This window comes from Endozoicomonas sp. ISHI1 (genome assembly GCF_024606225.1).
In the GTDB taxonomy this organism is placed as follows: domain Bacteria; phylum Pseudomonadota; class Gammaproteobacteria; order Pseudomonadales; family Endozoicomonadaceae; genus Endozoicomonas_A.
On the sequence record NZ_JAGRPU010000016.1, the window covers coordinates 24,480 to 42,180 of the forward strand.

Sequence of the window (17,701 nt, forward strand, 5' to 3'; positions counted from 1 at the left end):
CCCAGGCAACAAAAGAGCCCCGATCCATACGCTCATTCAACCATCAACTCCTCTTGCGTAGTTCAGTGATTCTCACCTTGTTATCTTGACTGACGGTCACCACATTTCGGCTATCGGCGCTGAAGCTGGCTGCGGTGAATCCTGTCTTTTGTTGAATGGCGGCTTTTTGCAGCCATGAGCCATTGGCCTCCAGGCCATAAATGTTTACGACACCATCAACACTGGCGGTCACCACATGGCAAGCATCGGCACTGAAGCTGGCCGAGATAACCTTATCCTGGTGGACAATGTTGGCTTTTAGTTTCCATGAGCCATCGGTCTGCAGGCTACTGATTTTCGCTGTGCCGTCATCACTGGCGGTCACCACATGCTGGCAATCGGCACTGAAGTTTGCTGAGGTGACCATTTTATCGTGTTCAATGCAGGCTTTTTCTTCCCATGATCCAGCATTCTGGCTATGGATTTTCGCCTTATGATCTTCGCTGGCGGTCACCACATGGAGGCAGTCGGCGCTGAAATTGGCTGATTTGATCAAGGCATCATGTTTAATTACGCCCATTTTTTTCCATGATCCATCAGCCTGCAGATCACAGATTATCGCTCTGTGAGCAAAAGTGGTGATGACCAGATGGCAGCTATCGGCACTGAAGTGAGACGGGCCGACTCCGGACCCTGTTTGAATGGAAGATGTTACTGCCCATAATCCAGCTGCTGACTGGCCAAGGATTTCAATAAAGAACTTCGCACCATAGATAATTATCATGTGATGGCCATCAGGGCTAAGCCGGCTCGACCAGATCGTATTATTATGAAAAGCGTCCTTTGGTTCCCATGATCCATTGTTCCCCCGACCAGTGATTTTCACCGAATCACCAAAACCGACAGTCACCACGCGGCGACCATCACCAATGAAAGTGGCTGAAACGACGTAATTATTATGGGTAATGATGGCTTTTTCTTCCCATGAGCCATCGTCCTCCAGACCATAGATTTTCGCTGTACCATCAAGACTGGCGGTTATCAGATAGCGGCCATCGGGACTAAAAACGGCTAATCTGACCCAATTATAATGGATAATGATGGCTTTTTGTTTCCACGAGCCATCGTCCTCCAGACCATAGATTTTCGCTGTATTATCGCGACTGGCGGTTACCAGATGTTGGCCATCGGGGCTGAAATTGGCTTCATAGACTCTATCACCATGGGTAATTTCGAGTTTTTCTACTAACTCAAATTCTTTACACAGAGACATCAACTTACTGTTGGTGAAAAGTAACTGAACAGGGAAATGAATATTCTTTTGTTGTTTTATGAGTGACTCGATAGTGCCCGCATCAGCAAACGGCTTCAACCAAGCACGGAGTTGGTGCTCGTTTTTAGTCTTAATGGTGTTCTTTAGTTGATATTGGTGTGGTGAAGGAAACGGAGGAAACCGGCGACTCCATGCTCTTTCCAAAGCTTTTTCTGCTTTAACAAAATCGCGAAGATATTTGCATACCTTGGCTAAACAAATAATCTCCCGAAAACCCAAATAGCGGATGATCCTGAGTTTTGGTACGTCGGTCAAACAGAGGAATAAAGATTCATTGTTGTTATGTAAAGTAACGTCCCTGCCTGCACTGACACCCGTTGGTGCTTGCTCCAGTTGAGGTTGCGCAGGTCTTGTCGAGACGGGTTCGTCAATGCTCGAACCGCTTTTCATAGAGTCCATACTCGATTCCTTTATAGCTCCAAATTCAGTATTCACCCTCACTTAGAAAGGACATTAAAAATTAATTAGATCTGTTGGAGTCGGTTTTATAACAGAAGTTCAAAAAATATTGAGGTCAGTGAAACTAAGCAACCGCAGAGCCCTGATCCATTCGCTCATTCAACCATCAATTCTTCTTGCGTAGTTCAGTGATTCTCACCTTGTTATCTTGACTGACGATCACCACATTTCGGCTATCGGCGCTGAAGCTGGCTGAGGTGAATCCGGTCTTTTTTTGAATGGCTGCTTTTTGCAGCCATGAGCCATTGGCCTCCAGGCCATAAATGTTTACGACACCATCAACACTGGCGGTCACCAGATGGCAAGCATCAGCACTGAAGCTGGCCGAGAGAACCTTATCCTGGTGGACAATGTTGGCTTTTAGTTTCCATGAGCCATCGGTCTGCAGGCTACTGATTTTCGCCGTGTTATCATCGCTGGCGGTCACCACATGCTGGCAATCGGCACTGAAGTTTGCTGAGGTGACCACTTTATCGTGTTCAACGCAGGCTTTTTCTTCCCATGATCCAGCATTCTGGCTATGGATTTTCGCCTTATGATCTTCACTGGCGGTCACCACATGGAGGCAGTCGGCGCTAAAATTGGCTGATTTGATCCAGAAACCATGTTTAATTGTGCCCATTTTTTTCCACGATCCATCAGCCAGCAGGTCACAGATTATCGCTGTACTAGCAAAAGTGATGATGACCAGATGGCAGCTATCGGCACTGAACCGGGCCGAGCGGGCTCCGGACTCGGTTTGAATGGTAGATGTTACTGCCCATAATCCAGCAGCTGACTGACCATGGATTTCAATAACGAAATTTACAGCATAGAAAATTATCATGTGATGGCCATCAGGGCTAAGCCGGGTCGAGCAGATCGTATTTTTATGAAAAGCGTCCTCTAGTTCCCATGATTCATTGTTCCCCCGACCAGTGATTTTCACCGAATCACCAAAACTGGCAGTCACCACGCGGCGACCATCACCAATGAAGGTGGCTGAAACGAGGTAATTATTATGGGTAATGATGGTTTTTTCTTCCCATGAGCCATCGTCCTCCAGACCATATATTTTCGCTGTAGCATCGTGACCGGCGGTTATCAGATAGCGGCCATCGGGGCTAAAAATGGCTGTTCTGACCCATTCATCATGGGTAATGATGGCTTTTCGTTTCCACGAGCCATCATCCTCCAGACCATAGATTTTCGCTGTTTTATCGCGACTGGCGGTTACCAGATGTTGGCCATCGGGGCTGAAATTGGCTTCGTAGACTCTATCACCATGGGTAATTTCGAGTTTTTCCACTAACTCGAATTTTTTACATAGAGTCATCAGTTTACTGTTGGTGAAAAGTAACTGCGCAGGAAAATGAATATTCTCTTGTTGTTTTATGAGCAACTCAATAGTCTCCTTATTTGCAAACGGCTTCAACCAAGCACGGAGTTGGTGCTCATCTTTTGTATTAATGGTGGTCTTCAGTTGATATTGGTGTGGTGAAGGAAACGAAGGAAAACGGCGATTCCATGCTCTTTCCAGAGCTATATTTTGTTTAACAAGATCGCGAAAATATTTGCATACCTTTGCTAACCGGGTAACCTCTCGCAAACCCAGACAGCGAATAATTTTTGAATGTATTAATTCGGGCAACTCTAAGAATGGGGAGTTATTGTTGTGATACAGAGTAACGTCCCTGCTTTCACTGACACCCGTTGCTGCTTCGTCCAGCTGAGTTTGTTCAAATGTTCGCGAGAGCGGTTCGTGTATGCTGAAATTGCTCTTAATAGGGTTCATCCCTGATTTCTCCGTAGCTCCAAATTCAGTATTTATGCTCGCTTGGAAAGGACATTTAAAATGGATTCGATCTGTTGGAGTCGGTTTTATAGTATAAGTTCAAAAATATTGAGGTCAGTGGAACTCAGTTAAAGAAGAGCACTGATACGGGAAAATAACAGAGAGAAACTTTTTTATTGAGAGCCCGCTGCAAAAGTTGTAGTCAGGTACTCAACATAATGCTGTTTTTAAATCGGTTATCATCAAAAAGACGCTTAATTGCAGGTTGTTTTAGTGGCTTAAACGTCCATCGGATCATCAATCTTTCCTTTGAGTTCAGTGATTCTCGCCTTGTTATCGTGAGTGACGGTGACCACATTTCGGCTATCGGCACTGAAGTTGGCTGAGGTGACTGAACTCTCGTGTCGAATGACGGCTTTTTCTACCCATGTGCCATCAGCCCACAGGCCATAAATTTTCGCCGTGGAATCTAAACTGGCGGTCGCCACAAGGCAACTATCGGGACTGAAGGTGGCTCCATGGATGCAATCTTCGTGGATGATGGCGGCTTTTTTTACCCAGGATCCATCGGCCTGCAGGCCATAGATTTCTGCAGTTCCGCCAACAAAACCGGTGATCAGCAGATGTCGGCTATCGGCGCTGAAGTTGGCTGAGTACAGCCCATAATCATGATCAATTCTGGTTATTTCTTTCCATGATCCATCGTCATGCAGCTTACAGATTTTCGCTGTGCAATCTAAGCTGGTACTTACAAGGTGGCGGCTGTTGGCGCTGAAGTTGATGGAGCTGATGGTGAGCTGGTGTTGAAGGGTTATTTTTTTTACCCATGATCCATCGTCCCCCTGACCATAGATTTTCAGAGCTAAACCTGCACTACAGATCGCCAGATGACGGCCATCGGAGCTGAGCTTGGCCTCGTTGATAACTGTTTCATGAATAATGTCCTCTGCTCTCCATGATCCATCGTCCCCCTGACTACGGATTTTTACCTCATTTTGATTGACGGTCACCACACGGCGGCCATCATCACTAAAGGTGGGTCGAAGGACCAATACATCATGGGAAATGGTGGCTTTTTCTTCCAATGATCCATCATCTTCCTTCAGACCATAGATTTTCACTGTGTCATTGGCGCTGGTGACTACCAGATGGCGACCATCGTTGCTGAAGGTGGCTGAGCTGAACCAAAGTCCAAAAATAATGTTAATGGTGGCTTTTACTCCCAATGAGCCAACGTCCTGAAGATCATGGATTTTAGCTGTGTTATCGCGACTGACGGTCACCAGATAGCGGCCATCGGGGCTGAAGTTGGCAAAGTCGACGCTTTCCTCGTGGGAAATGATGTCTTTTAGTTCCCATAATCCATCGGTCCCCCGGCCGCAGATTTTCGCTGTGTTATCGTGACTGGCGGTTGCCAGATAGCGGCCATCGGGACTGAGTGTGGCAGCGATGATTTTTGCATCATGGGTAATGACAGTTTTTTCCACTAACTTAAATTTTTCACATAGAGACATCAGTTTACTGTTGGTGAAAAGTAATTGAGCAGGAAAATGAACATTCTTTCGTTGTTCTATGAGCGACTTGATGGCGTCCTCATTCGCAAACGGCTTCAACCAAGCACGGAGTTGGTGATCATCTTTTGTCTTAAAGAGGGTCTTTAGTTGATATTGCTGTGGTGAAGGAAACCGGCGACTCCATGCTCTTTCCAGAGCTTTATCATTTTTAACAAGATCGTGAAAATATCTGCATACTTTTGCAAATTGGGTAATCTCTCGAAAACTCAAACAGCGAATAATCTTTAAATGTATTAATTCGGGCAAGCCGGGCAATAAAGGTCCATTTTTGTCATGTACAGTAACGTCTCTGCCTGCAATGACACCCGTTGGTGCTTCCTCCACTTGAGGTGGCTCAGGTGTTGGCGAGAGTAAATTACCAATGCTGGAATTGTTGTTCATTGGGCCCATGTCTGATTCCTTTATGGCTGCAAAGTCAGTATTTATCCTCGCTTAGAAAGGACATTAAAAATTGATCAGGTCTGTTAGACTCGGCTTTAAAGCGGAAGTTCAAAATATTGAGGTCAGTGGAACCCGGGAAAAGAAGAGTTCTGATCCGTGAAAATGATAGAAAAAAGCTTTCTCATTGAGAGACCACTGTAAAATCGTCATCGGGTTCTCGACATAACCCTTGGTTCACAGTCCTTTGGAACCGTTTGTACATGCGGCGGTTAGCTGGGAAGTCTGGACAGAATGAGCTTTAAGGCTCCTTTGATTTCCACATTGTCAGCTTTCAACTCTACGATGTCTGCTTTCAACTCTGCGTTATCTGCTTTCAGTGCAGCAATCGCTTTGTCTTGATGATCAAAACGCTTATCTCGCTCATCAAAACGTTTTTCTTGCTGATCGAACCTTCGGTGCATTTCACCACGGGTTTTACTGGCGTAGCTGACAATACCCGTTAAGGTGTCCCGAATATGGTCAAGCTCTGTTTCGGGCGGTTGTTCAGCGTTTAAGCTCATGCTTTACTCCTGACAAGTGAGTGAGAGCAACAGTCAAATAAAATTGCAACAATCGCAAAGTCAATTACGCTAGACACAAGATAAATCATTAGAAGGTGAATTTATCTTGTGGGTTTCAGCTACAAAGCTCGCCAAGATTGAAGGCGTAACCAGCCAAACTATAAGGCGCAAGATTGAAAGCGGTCACTACGAAAAAGTGAAGCAAACCAGTGGTGGTCACTTCCGCGTATTCATTAACCAGCAAAGGAATATATGCTATGCAAGAGTTAGTTCTGGAAAGCAAAAATCCAGCATTAACACGCAAAAGCGTATCCTGCTCCAAAAGCACCCTGATGCAGAATTTATCAACGACATTGCCAGCGCTTTCAACTTTAAGCGAAAAGGACTGCAAACCATTCTGGAATCAGCGGTGTGCGGAAATCCAACCCATATTGTGGTTACCAAAGATCACCTTGCCCGATCAGGATTTGAACTTATCAAGTGTTTTGTTGAATTATCGGGAGGACACATCGAAGTTTTGGATGACCCGGATAACGCCAGTGAGTCAATCGACACCCAAGAGCTTATCGGTTTCATTACCTCATTCTGCAATAGCCACTACGGGAAGCGATCTGCTAAAAGACGCAAAGATAGTCGCGTCAAAAAAGATCAGGTTTTACCCAGAGAATGAGCAAGCCTATCACGATGCCCTGATGCTCTATCGCAGGTCGTACAACCTTGCTGTTGAGCGTTTCCGGAACGATGACTATAAAGATGCCAGCGGAAAATTCATCAACATGCGACCTGCCATTAAAGCTCAAGTGGAGCAAGAGCAAAAAGAAAGTGGCAGGGCTTATAACTCGCTTGTTTCTGATAATGGAACACTGGCGGCAGCGACTACATTCAAAGCGGTCTGCAAGCACAACAAGAAGCTCAGGGGAGCTAAAGAGGGCTTTGCAGAAATCAGTTTCAAAAGCCGCAAAGGTAGCAGGCACTCATTCTCTATTGACCGTTTGCCAGAGGGATTAAATCCCTGCGTACAGGCTCTTGGCAAGATTCACCTGACAGAAAATGTGCCAGCAGAAGCGATTGGTAAATCTTGTGTCGTAACCTACGACAAAGGTCGCTGGTTCATTCAGGTTCAACAACATATTGAGCTAAATCCCGAAATCCAAGGGAAGGTTAGATGCGTTGGAGTTGACCCCGGAGTTCGCACCTTTGCCACTTGCTACAGCGAAAAAGAGGCGTTGATAGCGGGTGGCAAGAGATCGGATTATTCATTTCAACAGGGAAATTGACCGTCTGAAATGCAAAAAGGATGACATTGTTCTTGATCTGCATAACCGGCTGGCGTTCGAGCTGGTGTCGAACTACGACGTTGTATTTTTGCCAACCTTTGAGACAAGAGGTATGGTCACACGCAAAGATAAGAAGGTTCGCACCATTCGCCGTAACACCTGCCGCCAGATGCTTGACCTCAATCACTACCCATTCAAAAAGCGGCTTAAGTGGTACGCAAAAAAGTATGGAAAGCATGTCGTTGATTGCAACGAAGCCTATACATCCAAGACTCAATCATGGAACGGGACCATTGACGAAAAATTAGGTTCTTCCAAAATGATTAAGGGTGAGGGCTTCACCGTGGATCGTGACATCAACGGTGCCAGAAATATCTTTCTTAAGTGTTTGACAAGGTAGCTTGAACCTTAGCCATAACAGCGAGTTTTGCGCTCGTTGCGGATTTAATCAAGAGCAGATCTCTGAATTACTGCTATTCTCAACCCTTCAGTTTTGCACAGGCATTCCATTTCGGTCTGCCGCAACAATAAAAACAAAAGTACAGAAAGAAGGGAGTGTTTATGCTGCGGTTAGCTGTTGTTCAAACCCGCGCCAAAACCGGGCTGGATGCACCTGCCGTATCGGTTGAAGTTCATTTGTCGGCAGGTCTGCCAGCCCTGAATATGGTGGGTCTGCCGGAAGCCGCTGTTCGCGAGAGCAAAGACAGGGTAAGGAGCGCAATCCTCAACAGTGGTTTTGAGTTTCCTGTTTCCCGTATTACTGTCAATCTGGCACCTGCGGACCTTCCTAAAGAAGGCGGTCGTTTTGATCTGCCCATCGCCCTGGGCATCCTTGCGGCATCAGGTCAACTCAAGCCTGAGTCGCTGGCAGGTTATGAGTTTCTTGGTGAACTGGCCCTGTCTGGCGAACTGAGACCGATCACAGGCTCATTGCCAGCATCTATAGCCTGCAGTCAATCGTCTCACACACTGATGCTTCCCCAGCTGAATGCACAGGCGGCAGCCCTTTGCCCTGATGCAAAAGTGTTGGGTGCAGACAACCTGCTCAGAGTCTACGCTCATCTCACCGGTAATGAACATCTGTCAGAAGCCACCTGCAACAGGAATGAATGCCCTGTTGATTACCCCGACCTGCTGGATGTAAAAGGCCAGCAACAGGCTAAACGAGGGTTAATGACAGCAGCCGCTGGTGCTCACCATCTGATTTTCTACGGTCCTCCGGGTACCGGTAAAACCATGTTGGCCAGTCGCTTGCCGGGGATTCTTCCCGAGATGAATGATCATGAGGCTCTGGAAGTAGCCGCCATACATACTTTGTCTTCCTACAACCAGCCGCCGTCATGGAAACAGCGCCCCTTTCGCAACCCTCACCATACGGCCTCTGCCGTCGCTCTGGTGGGTGGCGGCAGCCAACCCCGACCGGGAGAGATTTCCTTTGCACACAACGGTGTCCTGTTTCTGGATGAACTGCCGGAATTTCAAAAAGTGGCCCTGGAAGTGCTGAGAGAACCCCTGGAAACAAGGGAAGTGGTTATTTCCCGCGCCAAAGGTCAGGCCAGTTTCCCGGCAGGCTTTCAGTTAATTGCCGCCATGAACCCCTGCCCCTGCGGATACCTTGGAGACCCACAGAAAGCCTGCCAATGTTCTGCTGAGCAAGTCAGACGCTATAAACGAAAACTGTCAGGCCCATTACTGGATCGCATAGACTTGCAAATAGAGGTCTCCAGTCAGAAAACGGAGCGACTTTTTGAAAGCCGGTCCGAAGATGAAAACCTCTCAACTGAAAAAATCCGTCAGCAGGTGATTGAGGCAAGATCTATCCAGCAATGCAGGCAGGGGAAACCCAACGCACGGCTGTCTGCCAGTGAGATGAATGAATACTGTTCGCTGAATAAAAAAGAACAGAATTTCATGACCCGACTTTGTGACAAATTGGGTTACTCGGCCAGAGCCGTACACCGAATATTGAGAGTGGCCAGAACTCTGGCCGATATCGATAAGGAAAAAGATATTCAACAAAAACATCTTGCTGAAGCAGTGCATTACAGAAAGCTGGATCGTGAGTCAGGTTAGCCTCCCGGTTTTAGAGCAGGTCCATCATCTTCAAGAAACTTGATGGTGTCGAGCTATGTAAAAAGTGGCCCTGAAGGTCAGTACGGCCTGATTTTCCAGGTCGTACTGCTTCAGCATTTTACCCTCTGGTTCAGAGAACTTGTTGACACCTCAGCGACATCAATGCCCCTGCCAGTACATGCTTTCTGAAACCGCTTTAATTAATTGACTGATGTCTTCTGGATAGACTTCCCCGATGTTGCCGATTCTAAAACAGTCGGCATCAGACACTTTACCGGGATAAATGACAAAACCTTTCCCTTTCAGCTGCTCATAAAAGCGGAGGAATTCATAATCGGGATGCTCTGGAGAGTAAAAAGAAGTAATAAACGGAGAGTGTAGCTTATTGTCTAACAGGCATCTGAAGCCCAGTTCATTCATACCCTGGACGAGCAAACGCTGATTGGTGGAGTAACGCTTGTGACGGGCAGCAATCCCGCCCTCTTCATTCAGCTCAGCCAGAGCTTGATGAAAAGCCCTCACGGTGTGAGTGGGAGAAGTAAAGCGCCACTTGCCATGATTTTTTTCCATGCACTGCCACTGATCATAGAGATCCAGAGACAGGGAGCGGGCCAGCCCTTTGCATTGGGATAAAAGAGTGCGACGGGCTATGACAAAGCCAAAACCGGGAACACCCTGAATACACTTGTTGGCAGAGCTGATCAGAAAATCAATGCCCAGCCCGGCAAGATCAATCGGGACACCGCCAAAACTGCTCATGGCATCCACAATCAGAATGCATTCATGTTTCTTCACCACAGGTGCTATGACTTCAATAGGATTCAACATGCCTGTTGTGGTTTCACAATGAACAATGGCGACATGGGTGATGGCTTTATCTTCAAACAGTATCTGTTCGATTTTTTCAGGTGTCGGAGGACTGATCTCGCCACAATTCAGAACGCTATGAGGAATCTTGAGATACTCGGCAATCTCGGCGATGCGGGCACCGTAAGCCCCGTTATTAATAACCAGTAGCTTGCCTTCATCAGAGATCACTGACCCGATCGTTGCTTCTACCGAAGCAGTGCCACTGCCCTGCATGAGGACGGCAGTATAATCCTCAGTACCCGAGGCCAGCTTTATCAGTTGACTGCGGATCTCTTCCACCACGCCAAGGTTGTAATCATCATCCCAGGTGCACCAGTCTCGCAGCATCGCTTCACGAACACTGGCCGAGGTAGAGAGAGGCCCGGGAGTCAGCAGAAGATAGGGGTTTTCCAGACTCTTTTCTTTCACAGTTGACACTTCTTTTGTAGGCATGGCTTTCATGAGACACCTGTAGAAACATAAACTTCAATCTTCTGGTATATACCAATTTGCATAAAATCATGACGGGGTCACTTTTTTCTGTAAATAGCCAATGGACATTCTTCACAAAAACTTCACATTCCAGTCTGAAAACCCCGGATAAAGAAGACCCAGACCTCAGTGAAACGAATATTTAATTGTCATAACAGCGATCATTTAATTGTCATAAATACGGCTTAGTATGGTATATACCAGTTGAGAATCCATTGACCCTGAGAGAACAGTATTTATGGGACAGGGAAAAAATCAGTATCAAATCATCCGTACAGCCCTGCATGAGCAGATTGAAAGTGGTGCATTGAAACCTGGAAGCAAGCTGCCCTCGGAGCGACTGCTGAGTGAAAAATTCAGCACCACCCGCATTACACTCAGAGAGTCATTGTCATCACTTGAAGCCGACGGACTGGTCTATCGCGAAGATCGCAGAGGCTGGTTTGTTTCACCAGAAAGAGTGACCTACGACCCCACAGTGAATGCTAACTTTCACACCATCGTCACACATCAGGGCAGAGTGCCTGGTACCCGGATGCTCCATGCCGATTTGGTGCCAGCCCCCACCAGAGTTCAGAAGCTGCTTCAGATTCCAGCTCTGACCCCGGTGTATCGACTGCAACGCCTTCGTTCAGTGGATGGGCGGAATGTCCTGTATGTAGAAAATTACATGAACCCTGCCTACTTCCCGGATCTGCTTCAGCACGACCTGTCCCGATCACTGTCTGATATCTATCAGGAACATTACAACCGACGTTATGCCCGTGTCAGCTTCAGGTTGTATCCTGTCGGTCTGAATGCCGAGGCTTCTTCTCATCTCAAGGTCACCACTGGCAGTTCTGGCTTACTGGTTGAGCGTACAAACTACGATCAGTCGAATCTATTGATTGACTGTGACTTCGAGTATTGGCGACAGGATGCAGTGGTTATTGCAGCCAACACCACTATAAACCCTATGGCTTGAGAGCTACAAATACCATCTGGTGTCCACGGCACGAGCAATCTATTAATGAGCGTTCATAAACTTTTAATTTCCAGATCTAACCACTGAAAAGAGGTCACAATGAGCAAAATTCAACTCGCCGTTTTTGATATGGCCGGTACCACGGTCAATGAGGACAACGTCGTTTACAAAACGGTTCATAAGAGTCTTGTCGACGCTGGCTACGACTTCACCCTGGATGAAGTCCTTGAGCACGGTGCAGGCAAAGAAAAACATCAGGCCATAAAAGATACTCTGTCGTCCAAAGGCTTCGACCACTCGGACTCGGAAAAAATCTTCCAGTCCTTTAAAAAACAACTGACACAAGCTTATGCGGAACTGGCAGTGACCTCATTCGACGGCGTGCCCGAGCTTTTGAAGGAGCTGCGGGCAAGAGGCATCAGGGTTGCACTTAATACCGGCTATAGCCATCAGGTAGCAACAGGCCTGCTGAAAAAGATGAACTGGATGCCCGGAGTCGAATTCGATGCTCTGGTTACAGCGGATGATGTTACAAACGGCAGACCTGCACCCGACATGATTGAACTGGCCATGGAGAAAACCGGCGTTCACGACAGTTCACAAGTGCTTAAAGCGGGTGATTCTGCCATTGATATTGAGGAAGGAAAAAATGCCCACTGTGGTATCACCGTTGGTGTGACCACCGGAGCCCAGAGCCGGGAGCAACTGGCAAGAGCCGCGCCAACGCTAGTGCTCGATAGCTTAACCGAGATTCTCAAACACATTTAAACGCTCGTCACCCACCTGCTATCCCCGGCTGGGTGACTCCATAGTCTCGCCTCTCCAATTAAAAATGTCACAGAGACGCAAAAGATCTGTAATATTTTAGTCACCTCCTTCTCGTAGAATTCTGTCATCCCTTCTGGTATTGACCAGAATAAAATGATTGTCTGACTGGAGAGACCCATGAAAAAGCATCTGACAGCCCTGACCCTTGCAGTCACTTCGATTTTCAGCGCCTCATCTTTTGCCGCATCTCCTGTGGAGTTGACGGTTTATACTGCTTTTGAGACTGACCTTCTGAATCGCTACAAAAAAGCCTTTGAGCAGGAAAACCCGGATGTCAGCATCAAATGGGTACGGGACTCTACCGGCATCATGACGGCTAAACTGCTGGCAGAAAAAAATAACAGCAGGGCAGACGTCGTATGGGGTCTGGCCGGTTCCAGCATGGCACTGCTGAAGGATGCAGGCGTGCTGGACACATACACGCCTAAAGGTCTGGATGAAATCAAGGCACAGCTGGTTGATCCTGAAGCCGCCAAAGCCTGGTTTGGCAATCAGGCTTACTTCAACGTGATTTGCTACAACGAAGCAGTAGCCAAAGCCAAAAATCTGCCCAAACCTCAATCCTGGCAAGACCTGCTTGATCCGGTCTATCAGGGTCAGATTGCCATGCCTAATCCGGCCTCTTCCGGTACTGGCTATATGCAGGTTTCCGCCTGGCTACAAAGCATGGGCCAAGACAAGGGCTGGGCCTATATGGATAAGCTCAACAACAACATGGCCCAATACACTCACTCAGGCTCCAAGCCCTGCGTTCAGGCTGCCATGGGTGAAGTGGCTATTGGTATTTCCATGGCCGTTCGTGGCGCCCAACTGAAAAGTCAGGGCGCACCACTGGACCTGATTCTTCCCAAAGGCGGCATTGGCTGGGATGTGGAGTCAGTTGGTTTGGTGGCAGGCACCGACCAGGCTGCAGCTGCGAAAAAACTGATCGACTGGTCTCTCAGCCAGCAGGCCAATGAACAATATGTTGAGGCTTACCCCGTTGTGGGCCACAAAGACGTCAGTAAAAAAGTGCCCAACTATCCAGATGTTGAAAGCGCCATGGTGGATATGGACTTTGGTGAAATGGCCAGTGAGCGTGAGACTGTGCTCGCTGAGTGGTCCAAGCGTTTCGACCATATGTCTGAACCCAAATCTTGATGTCTCACCGGCAATAATGCAGAAAGCGCCGTTTATTCCCCAATGGGAATAAGCGGCTTTTCAGGTTTAGAGCTTTAGGAAGTTAACGCTATGCAACCCTTTCTCACCATCGAAAGCCTGGGGAAAAGCTTTGGCGATTTCACCGCCCTCAAAGAAATTTCCCTGTCCGTAAACAAAGGTGAATTCATCTGTTTTCTCGGCCCTTCTGGCTGCGGAAAGACGACACTACTGAGAATGATTGCCGGACTGGAAGCCTGTCACCAGGGAGAGATCTGGCAGGATGGCACCCGCATAACATCACTTCCACCTGAACAAAGAGACTTTGGCATTGTCTTTCAATCCTATGCCCTGTTCCCCAACCTGAGTGTCGCAGAGAATATTGGTTTCGGTTTGAAAAACCAGGGTCAATCCAAACGAGAAGTCGAAAAGCGTGTTAACGAATGGCTAGACATTATCGGTCTGCCGGATTCCGGCCCCAAATTTCCTTCTCAGCTATCTGGCGGCCAACAACAGCGTGTAGCACTGGCCAGAGCTCTGGCACTCTCCCCGGGACTGTTACTGCTTGATGAGCCTCTCTCTGCCCTGGATGCCAAAGTCAGAATCAGATTGCGGGAAACAATCTGTAAGCTGCAAAGAAAACTGGGCATTACCACCATCATGGTGACTCATGACCAGGAAGAAGCCATGGCCATGGCTGATCGCATTGTGGTGATGAATCACGGACACATTGAACAGACAGGCACGCCTGAAGATATTTATAAACACCCGGCTTCTCGCTTCGTTGCTGAATTTGTCGGTGCCATGAACTTTCTGGAAGGTGATACCAACAGCAACAACCAGATCCAGCTGGCCAATCAAACGCTCTCTTTGCCAGTGGCTGAATCAACAGCGAGAAAAGTCATTCTTGGAATACGTCCGGAAGACCTGAGCTTCAGTGAAGGCCAGTCTGCACTGCCAGTCAGTGTCGAAAATCTGGAGTTTCAGGGTTCCTTCGTTCGTGCAGAATGCAGTCCTGTGGGCTGGGGCACTGAGCGGCTGATTAAAGTCGATGTACCTATCCACCAGCTGGCCGCTCTGGAGCTTGAACCGGGGAGCCTGAACCAATTGTCCCTGAGTGAAAAACATATCCATGTCTTCCCCGCAGTATGATGAGTCCGCTTTGACTATGAGTATCTCTACACACACCCCGGCGGACGCAGACTCTCCAGCACTGAGCCGGAAATCTCTGCTGCCAGCCATCGGCAAGGATCAATGGGTTCTTGGATTGGTCATCGCAGCGGTTGTTCTATATCTGATCATTACACTGTTACTGCCACTTCTGTCGATGCTGGCAAGAAGTGTTCAGGACAGCGATGGGGCTTTTATTGGTCTGAATTACTTTGCTGAGTATCTTGGCAACCCGGCTCTCAGCCAGTCCATTGGCAATACGCTGAAAGCGGGTGCCATTGTTACGACAATAGTTGTTAGCTTGTCATTCCTGTTTGCCTACGGACTGACACGGACGCAGATGCCTCTCAAACCACTTTTCAAGGTATTGGGCATGTTACCCATACTGGCGCCCTCCCTGCTGCCTGCCATTAGTATGATTTATCTGTTTGGCAATCAGGGGGTAGCTGTAGACCTGCTATTCGGTCATTCTATTTACGGCCTGCCCGGTATTGTTATGGGTCTGGCTTTCTGGACCTTTCCCCATGCCCTGTTGATTCTTACGACCGCGCTTTCGACCTCCGACGCCAGACTCTATGAAGCAGCACGTTCCATGGGGACTTCTCCGTTCAGAACCTTCACAACGATCACTCTTCCAGCGGCCAAATTTGGTTTGATCAGCACAGTCACTGTCGTTTTCACTCTGGTCGTCACCGACTTTGGTGTCCCGAAAGTGATTGGCGGCCAATATAACGTACTGGCCACCGATATCTACAAACAGGTCGCCGGTCAGCAGAACTTTGCCATGGGTGCCGTCATCAGTGTGCTTTTGCTGATACCGGCGCTATTAGCGTTTGTCATTGATCACAGAGTTCAGAAAAAACAGAAAGAATTGTTTGGCGCTCGTTCTGTCAATTTTGAGCCTGAGCGAAACCCTGTGAAGGATGGCCTTTTTTTCCTGCTTTGCAGCCTGATCTCTCTGGCCATTCTGGCCGTGGTGGGCATGGCGATTTATGGCTCACTGGTCACTTTCTGGCCCTGGAACATGGCGCTGTCCTGGAACAATTATCACTTTGAAAAGTTCAGTGCCAATGGCTGGGAGCCCTACCTCAACTCTCTGGAAATGGCGTTCTACACGGCTATTGCCGGAACCCTGATTATTTTCATTACGGCTTACAATGTGGAAAAAAGTAAGTTGCCACCCATTCTGAAACACTTTATCCACATTATGGCCATGTTACCGATGGCAGTACCCGGTATGGTGCTGGGTCTGGGTTATATTTTCTTCTTTAACCAAGCCGGTAATCCATTGGGAATACTCTACGGAACCATGGCGATTCTGGTCATCAATACCACAGCCCACTACTTCACCGTGGGGCACCTGACGGCATTGACCGCCCTGAAGAAGTTACCCGCTGAGATCGAACAGGTAGCCGCATCGCTCAAAATTCCTCAGTACAAAGCCTTCCTTAAAGTATCCCTGCCGGTCTGCACACCTGCTCTGCTGGATATAGCGATCTACCTTTTCGTCAATGCCCTGACCACCACATCGGCTGTCGTTTTCCTATATTCCACCGATACGATGTTGGCTTCCGTTTCTGTAATGAATATGGAAGATGCCGGACAAACAGGCCCGGCCGCAGCCATGGCCGTTTTGATTTTGGCGACCGCAGCCTGCGTTAAAATAGGTCATATGACTTTGGGTAAGCTGCTATTGAACAGAACCCAGAAATGGAAACGCTCCTGAAGCAATGTCAAGTAAGCTTAAGCCCCTTCAAGTCCGGCCAGATTTCTGGTCGGCTATTTATCCCGGAACATTCATCAAGCCGCTTTGGTTACTCCAAAACCGGTGATTCAGTTTGCAACGCTTCCTGCATCATACCTATATCCTCAGCAACATCATTATCAGGTTCGGAAAAAAAAGCGATATGAAACACAGCCTCACCTTCCTGAACAAGAGGAATGTTCTGTTTACCAATAATGATGCCTGCCTGTGCGGCTTTGACCAGAGCAATGATTTCACCAAACGGGCTTCCAATAGTAGCTAACGGGGTTCCTTTATCAACTTGATCGCCCAGTTTTTTAAGTGAGTTGAAAATACCGCTGGCATTAGCTCTGACCCATGAACTTTTGTTAGCTATATAAGGTGTGAAGGATTTTACCTTGCGCCTCAATCTGACCATCCCCAGCTTAGCCAGAACATTGATAACGCCGTTAACTCCCGCACGTATACTGACTTCATCAAACCTTAAGGCTTCTCCAGCTTCATATAGCAGTATACGTGTATTATGCTCTTCAGCTGACTGCCGAAGGGACTGGTCGCGAATATTGGCATTCAATAAAACGGGTACCCCGAACGCTTTTGCCAGGCTCAGAGTTTCTGTGTCCATTAAATTGGCACGAATCTGAGGCAGATTTGAGCGATGTATAGCCCCTGTGTGAAGGTCTATACCGCATTCACAAAGGCTGACTATTTCTGTCAGGAACATGTGCGCTAACCGGCTCGCAAGTGAGCCTTTCGGGGAACCGGGAAAGCTTCTGTTTAAGTCTCGACGATCCGGGAGATACCGGCTTTGATAAAGCACCCCATAAACATTAACCATGGGCACAAGAATTAACGTACCCGCAGTCACTTTAAATGTCTTCAAATTGATGAGCCGGCGAATAATCTCAATACCGTTCAGCTCATCGCCGTGAATGGCTGCGGACACAAAGACCTTTGGACCAGGTTTTCTAGTGTGTATGACATGTACAGGCACCGAAAAATCCGTATCGGTATATAGCTTTGCAACCTCCAGACGAACTTGCCTGGTCTGCCCGGCCTTAATCACACAACCACCAATACTGATATCTGGTACTAACATCGTTGCTA

Annotated in this window: 15 protein-coding genes; 9 read left to right on the forward strand and 6 right to left on the reverse strand. The window is 47.7% G+C overall.

Annotated elements, in window-relative coordinates:
- Nucleotides 1-43: 43 nt before the first annotated feature.
- From KBW69_RS11685 to KBW69_RS11700, 4 genes are all read right to left on the reverse strand, one after another.
- Nucleotides 44-1,711, reverse strand: coding sequence for a WD40 repeat domain-containing protein (locus tag KBW69_RS11685; protein WP_257280978.1), 1,668 nt, complete (start codon nt 1,709-1,711; stop codon nt 44-46).
- 166 nt (nt 1,712-1,877) lie between these two features.
- The gene (locus tag KBW69_RS11690) at nt 1,878-3,545 is read right to left on the reverse strand and encodes an F-box/WD40 repeat-containing protein (protein WP_257280980.1); all 1,668 of its coding nucleotides are present in this window, start codon (nt 3,543-3,545) and stop codon (nt 1,878-1,880) included.
- Nucleotides 3,546-3,823: 278 nt separating this feature from the next.
- The gene (locus tag KBW69_RS11695) at nt 3,824-5,509 is read right to left on the reverse strand and encodes an F-box/WD-40 repeat-containing protein (RefSeq protein WP_257280981.1); all 1,686 of its coding nucleotides are present in this window, start codon (nt 5,507-5,509) and stop codon (nt 3,824-3,826) included.
- Nucleotides 5,510-5,769: 260 nt separating this feature from the next.
- Nucleotides 5,770-6,060 (reverse strand): hypothetical protein, encoded by a 291-nt coding sequence (locus KBW69_RS11700; protein WP_257255142.1) that lies wholly within the window; start codon nt 6,058-6,060, stop codon nt 5,770-5,772.
- A gap of 106 nt (nt 6,061-6,166) precedes the next feature.
- Between KBW69_RS11700 and KBW69_RS11705 the strand changes: the two genes are divergently transcribed.
- The 4 genes from KBW69_RS11705 (at nt 6,167) to KBW69_RS11720 (ending at nt 9,410) form a co-directional block, all read left to right on the forward strand.
- Nucleotides 6,167-6,730 (forward strand): recombinase family protein, encoded by a 564-nt coding sequence (locus KBW69_RS11705; protein WP_257280982.1) that lies wholly within the window; start codon nt 6,167-6,169, stop codon nt 6,728-6,730.
- A gap of 22 nt (nt 6,731-6,752) precedes the next feature.
- Nucleotides 6,753-7,337 carry a hypothetical protein gene (locus KBW69_RS11710; RefSeq protein ID WP_257280983.1) on the forward strand — a complete coding sequence of 195 codons (585 nt, stop codon included), beginning with the start codon at nt 6,753-6,755 and terminating at the stop codon, nt 7,335-7,337.
- Nucleotides 7,297-7,737: a transposase gene (locus tag KBW69_RS23785; protein WP_257252318.1), complete on the forward strand. Its 441-nt coding sequence runs from the start codon at nt 7,297-7,299 to the stop codon at nt 7,735-7,737. The genes KBW69_RS11710 and KBW69_RS23785 overlap by 41 nt, the downstream gene beginning before the upstream one ends.
- A gap of 161 nt (nt 7,738-7,898) precedes the next feature.
- The gene (locus KBW69_RS11720; RefSeq protein WP_257275310.1) at nt 7,899-9,410 is read left to right on the forward strand and encodes a YifB family Mg chelatase-like AAA ATPase; all 1,512 of its coding nucleotides are present in this window, start codon (nt 7,899-7,901) and stop codon (nt 9,408-9,410) included.
- A 159-nt stretch (nt 9,411-9,569) separates the two neighbouring features.
- On the opposite strand, the gene phnW is transcribed toward KBW69_RS11720, so the two are convergent.
- Nucleotides 9,570-10,721, reverse strand: coding sequence for a 2-aminoethylphosphonate--pyruvate transaminase (gene phnW / locus KBW69_RS11725; RefSeq protein WP_257275311.1), 1,152 nt, complete (start codon nt 10,719-10,721; stop codon nt 9,570-9,572).
- Between the two features lie 268 nt (nt 10,722-10,989).
- Between phnW and phnR the strand changes: the two genes are divergently transcribed.
- From phnR to KBW69_RS11750, 5 genes are all read left to right on the forward strand, one after another.
- Nucleotides 10,990-11,715 (forward strand): phosphonate utilization transcriptional regulator PhnR, encoded by a 726-nt coding sequence (phnR, locus tag KBW69_RS11730; protein ID WP_257280984.1) that lies wholly within the window; start codon nt 10,990-10,992, stop codon nt 11,713-11,715.
- A gap of 99 nt (nt 11,716-11,814) precedes the next feature.
- On the forward strand, nt 11,815-12,483 hold the full coding sequence (locus tag KBW69_RS11735) for a phosphonatase-like hydrolase (protein ID WP_257254280.1): 669 nt from the start codon (nt 11,815-11,817) through the stop codon (nt 12,481-12,483).
- A 177-nt stretch (nt 12,484-12,660) separates the two neighbouring features.
- A complete protein-coding gene (locus KBW69_RS11740; protein ID WP_257254358.1) occupies nt 12,661-13,683 on the forward strand; it encodes a putative 2-aminoethylphosphonate ABC transporter substrate-binding protein in 1,023 nt (340 codons plus the stop codon).
- A 90-nt stretch (nt 13,684-13,773) separates the two neighbouring features.
- Nucleotides 13,774-14,832, forward strand: a complete 1,059-nt coding sequence (locus tag KBW69_RS11745; RefSeq protein ID WP_257254359.1) for a putative 2-aminoethylphosphonate ABC transporter ATP-binding protein — start codon at nt 13,774-13,776, stop codon at nt 14,830-14,832.
- 16 nt (nt 14,833-14,848) lie between these two features.
- Entirely contained in the window at nt 14,849-16,576 is a 1,728-nt protein-coding gene (locus tag KBW69_RS11750) for a putative 2-aminoethylphosphonate ABC transporter permease subunit (RefSeq protein WP_257275314.1), read from the forward strand.
- A gap of 88 nt (nt 16,577-16,664) precedes the next feature.
- Here KBW69_RS11750 and KBW69_RS11755 read toward each other — a convergent pair whose 3' ends face one another.
- Nucleotides 16,665-17,693 (reverse strand): succinylglutamate desuccinylase/aspartoacylase family protein, encoded by a 1,029-nt coding sequence (locus KBW69_RS11755; protein ID WP_257275315.1) that lies wholly within the window; start codon nt 17,691-17,693, stop codon nt 16,665-16,667.
- Between the last annotated feature and the right edge of the window lie 8 nt (nt 17,694-17,701).

What these genes read in the sequence shown, in the direction of transcription:
- phnW (WP_257275311.1), bottom strand. Translation starts at nt 10,721, where the DNA reads ATGAAAGCCATGCCTACAAAAGAAGTGTCAACTGTGAAAGAAAAGAGT.
- phnR (WP_257280984.1), top strand. Translation starts at nt 10,990, where the DNA reads ATGGGACAGGGAAAAAATCAGTATCAAATCATCCGTACAGCCCTGCAT.
- KBW69_RS11740 (WP_257254358.1), top strand. Translation starts at nt 12,661, where the DNA reads ATGAAAAAGCATCTGACAGCCCTGACCCTTGCAGTCACTTCGATTTTC.
- KBW69_RS11700 (WP_257255142.1), bottom strand. Translation starts at nt 6,060, where the DNA reads ATGAGCTTAAACGCTGAACAACCGCCCGAAACAGAGCTTGACCATATT.
- KBW69_RS11745 (WP_257254359.1), top strand. Translation starts at nt 13,774, where the DNA reads ATGCAACCCTTTCTCACCATCGAAAGCCTGGGGAAAAGCTTTGGCGAT.
- KBW69_RS11685 (WP_257280978.1), bottom strand. Translation starts at nt 1,711, where the DNA reads ATGGACTCTATGAAAAGCGGTTCGAGCATTGACGAACCCGTCTCGACA.
- KBW69_RS11695 (WP_257280981.1), bottom strand. Translation starts at nt 5,509, where the DNA reads ATGGGCCCAATGAACAACAATTCCAGCATTGGTAATTTACTCTCGCCA.
- KBW69_RS11755 (WP_257275315.1), bottom strand. Translation starts at nt 17,693, where the DNA reads ATGTTAGTACCAGATATCAGTATTGGTGGTTGTGTGATTAAGGCCGGG.
- KBW69_RS11720 (WP_257275310.1), top strand. Translation starts at nt 7,899, where the DNA reads ATGCTGCGGTTAGCTGTTGTTCAAACCCGCGCCAAAACCGGGCTGGAT.
- KBW69_RS11690 (WP_257280980.1), bottom strand. Translation starts at nt 3,545, where the DNA reads ATGAACCCTATTAAGAGCAATTTCAGCATACACGAACCGCTCTCGCGA.
- KBW69_RS11750 (WP_257275314.1), top strand. Translation starts at nt 14,849, where the DNA reads ATGAGTATCTCTACACACACCCCGGCGGACGCAGACTCTCCAGCACTG.
- KBW69_RS11735 (WP_257254280.1), top strand. Translation starts at nt 11,815, where the DNA reads ATGAGCAAAATTCAACTCGCCGTTTTTGATATGGCCGGTACCACGGTC.
- KBW69_RS11710 (WP_257280983.1), top strand. Translation starts at nt 6,753, where the DNA reads ATGCTCTATCGCAGGTCGTACAACCTTGCTGTTGAGCGTTTCCGGAAC.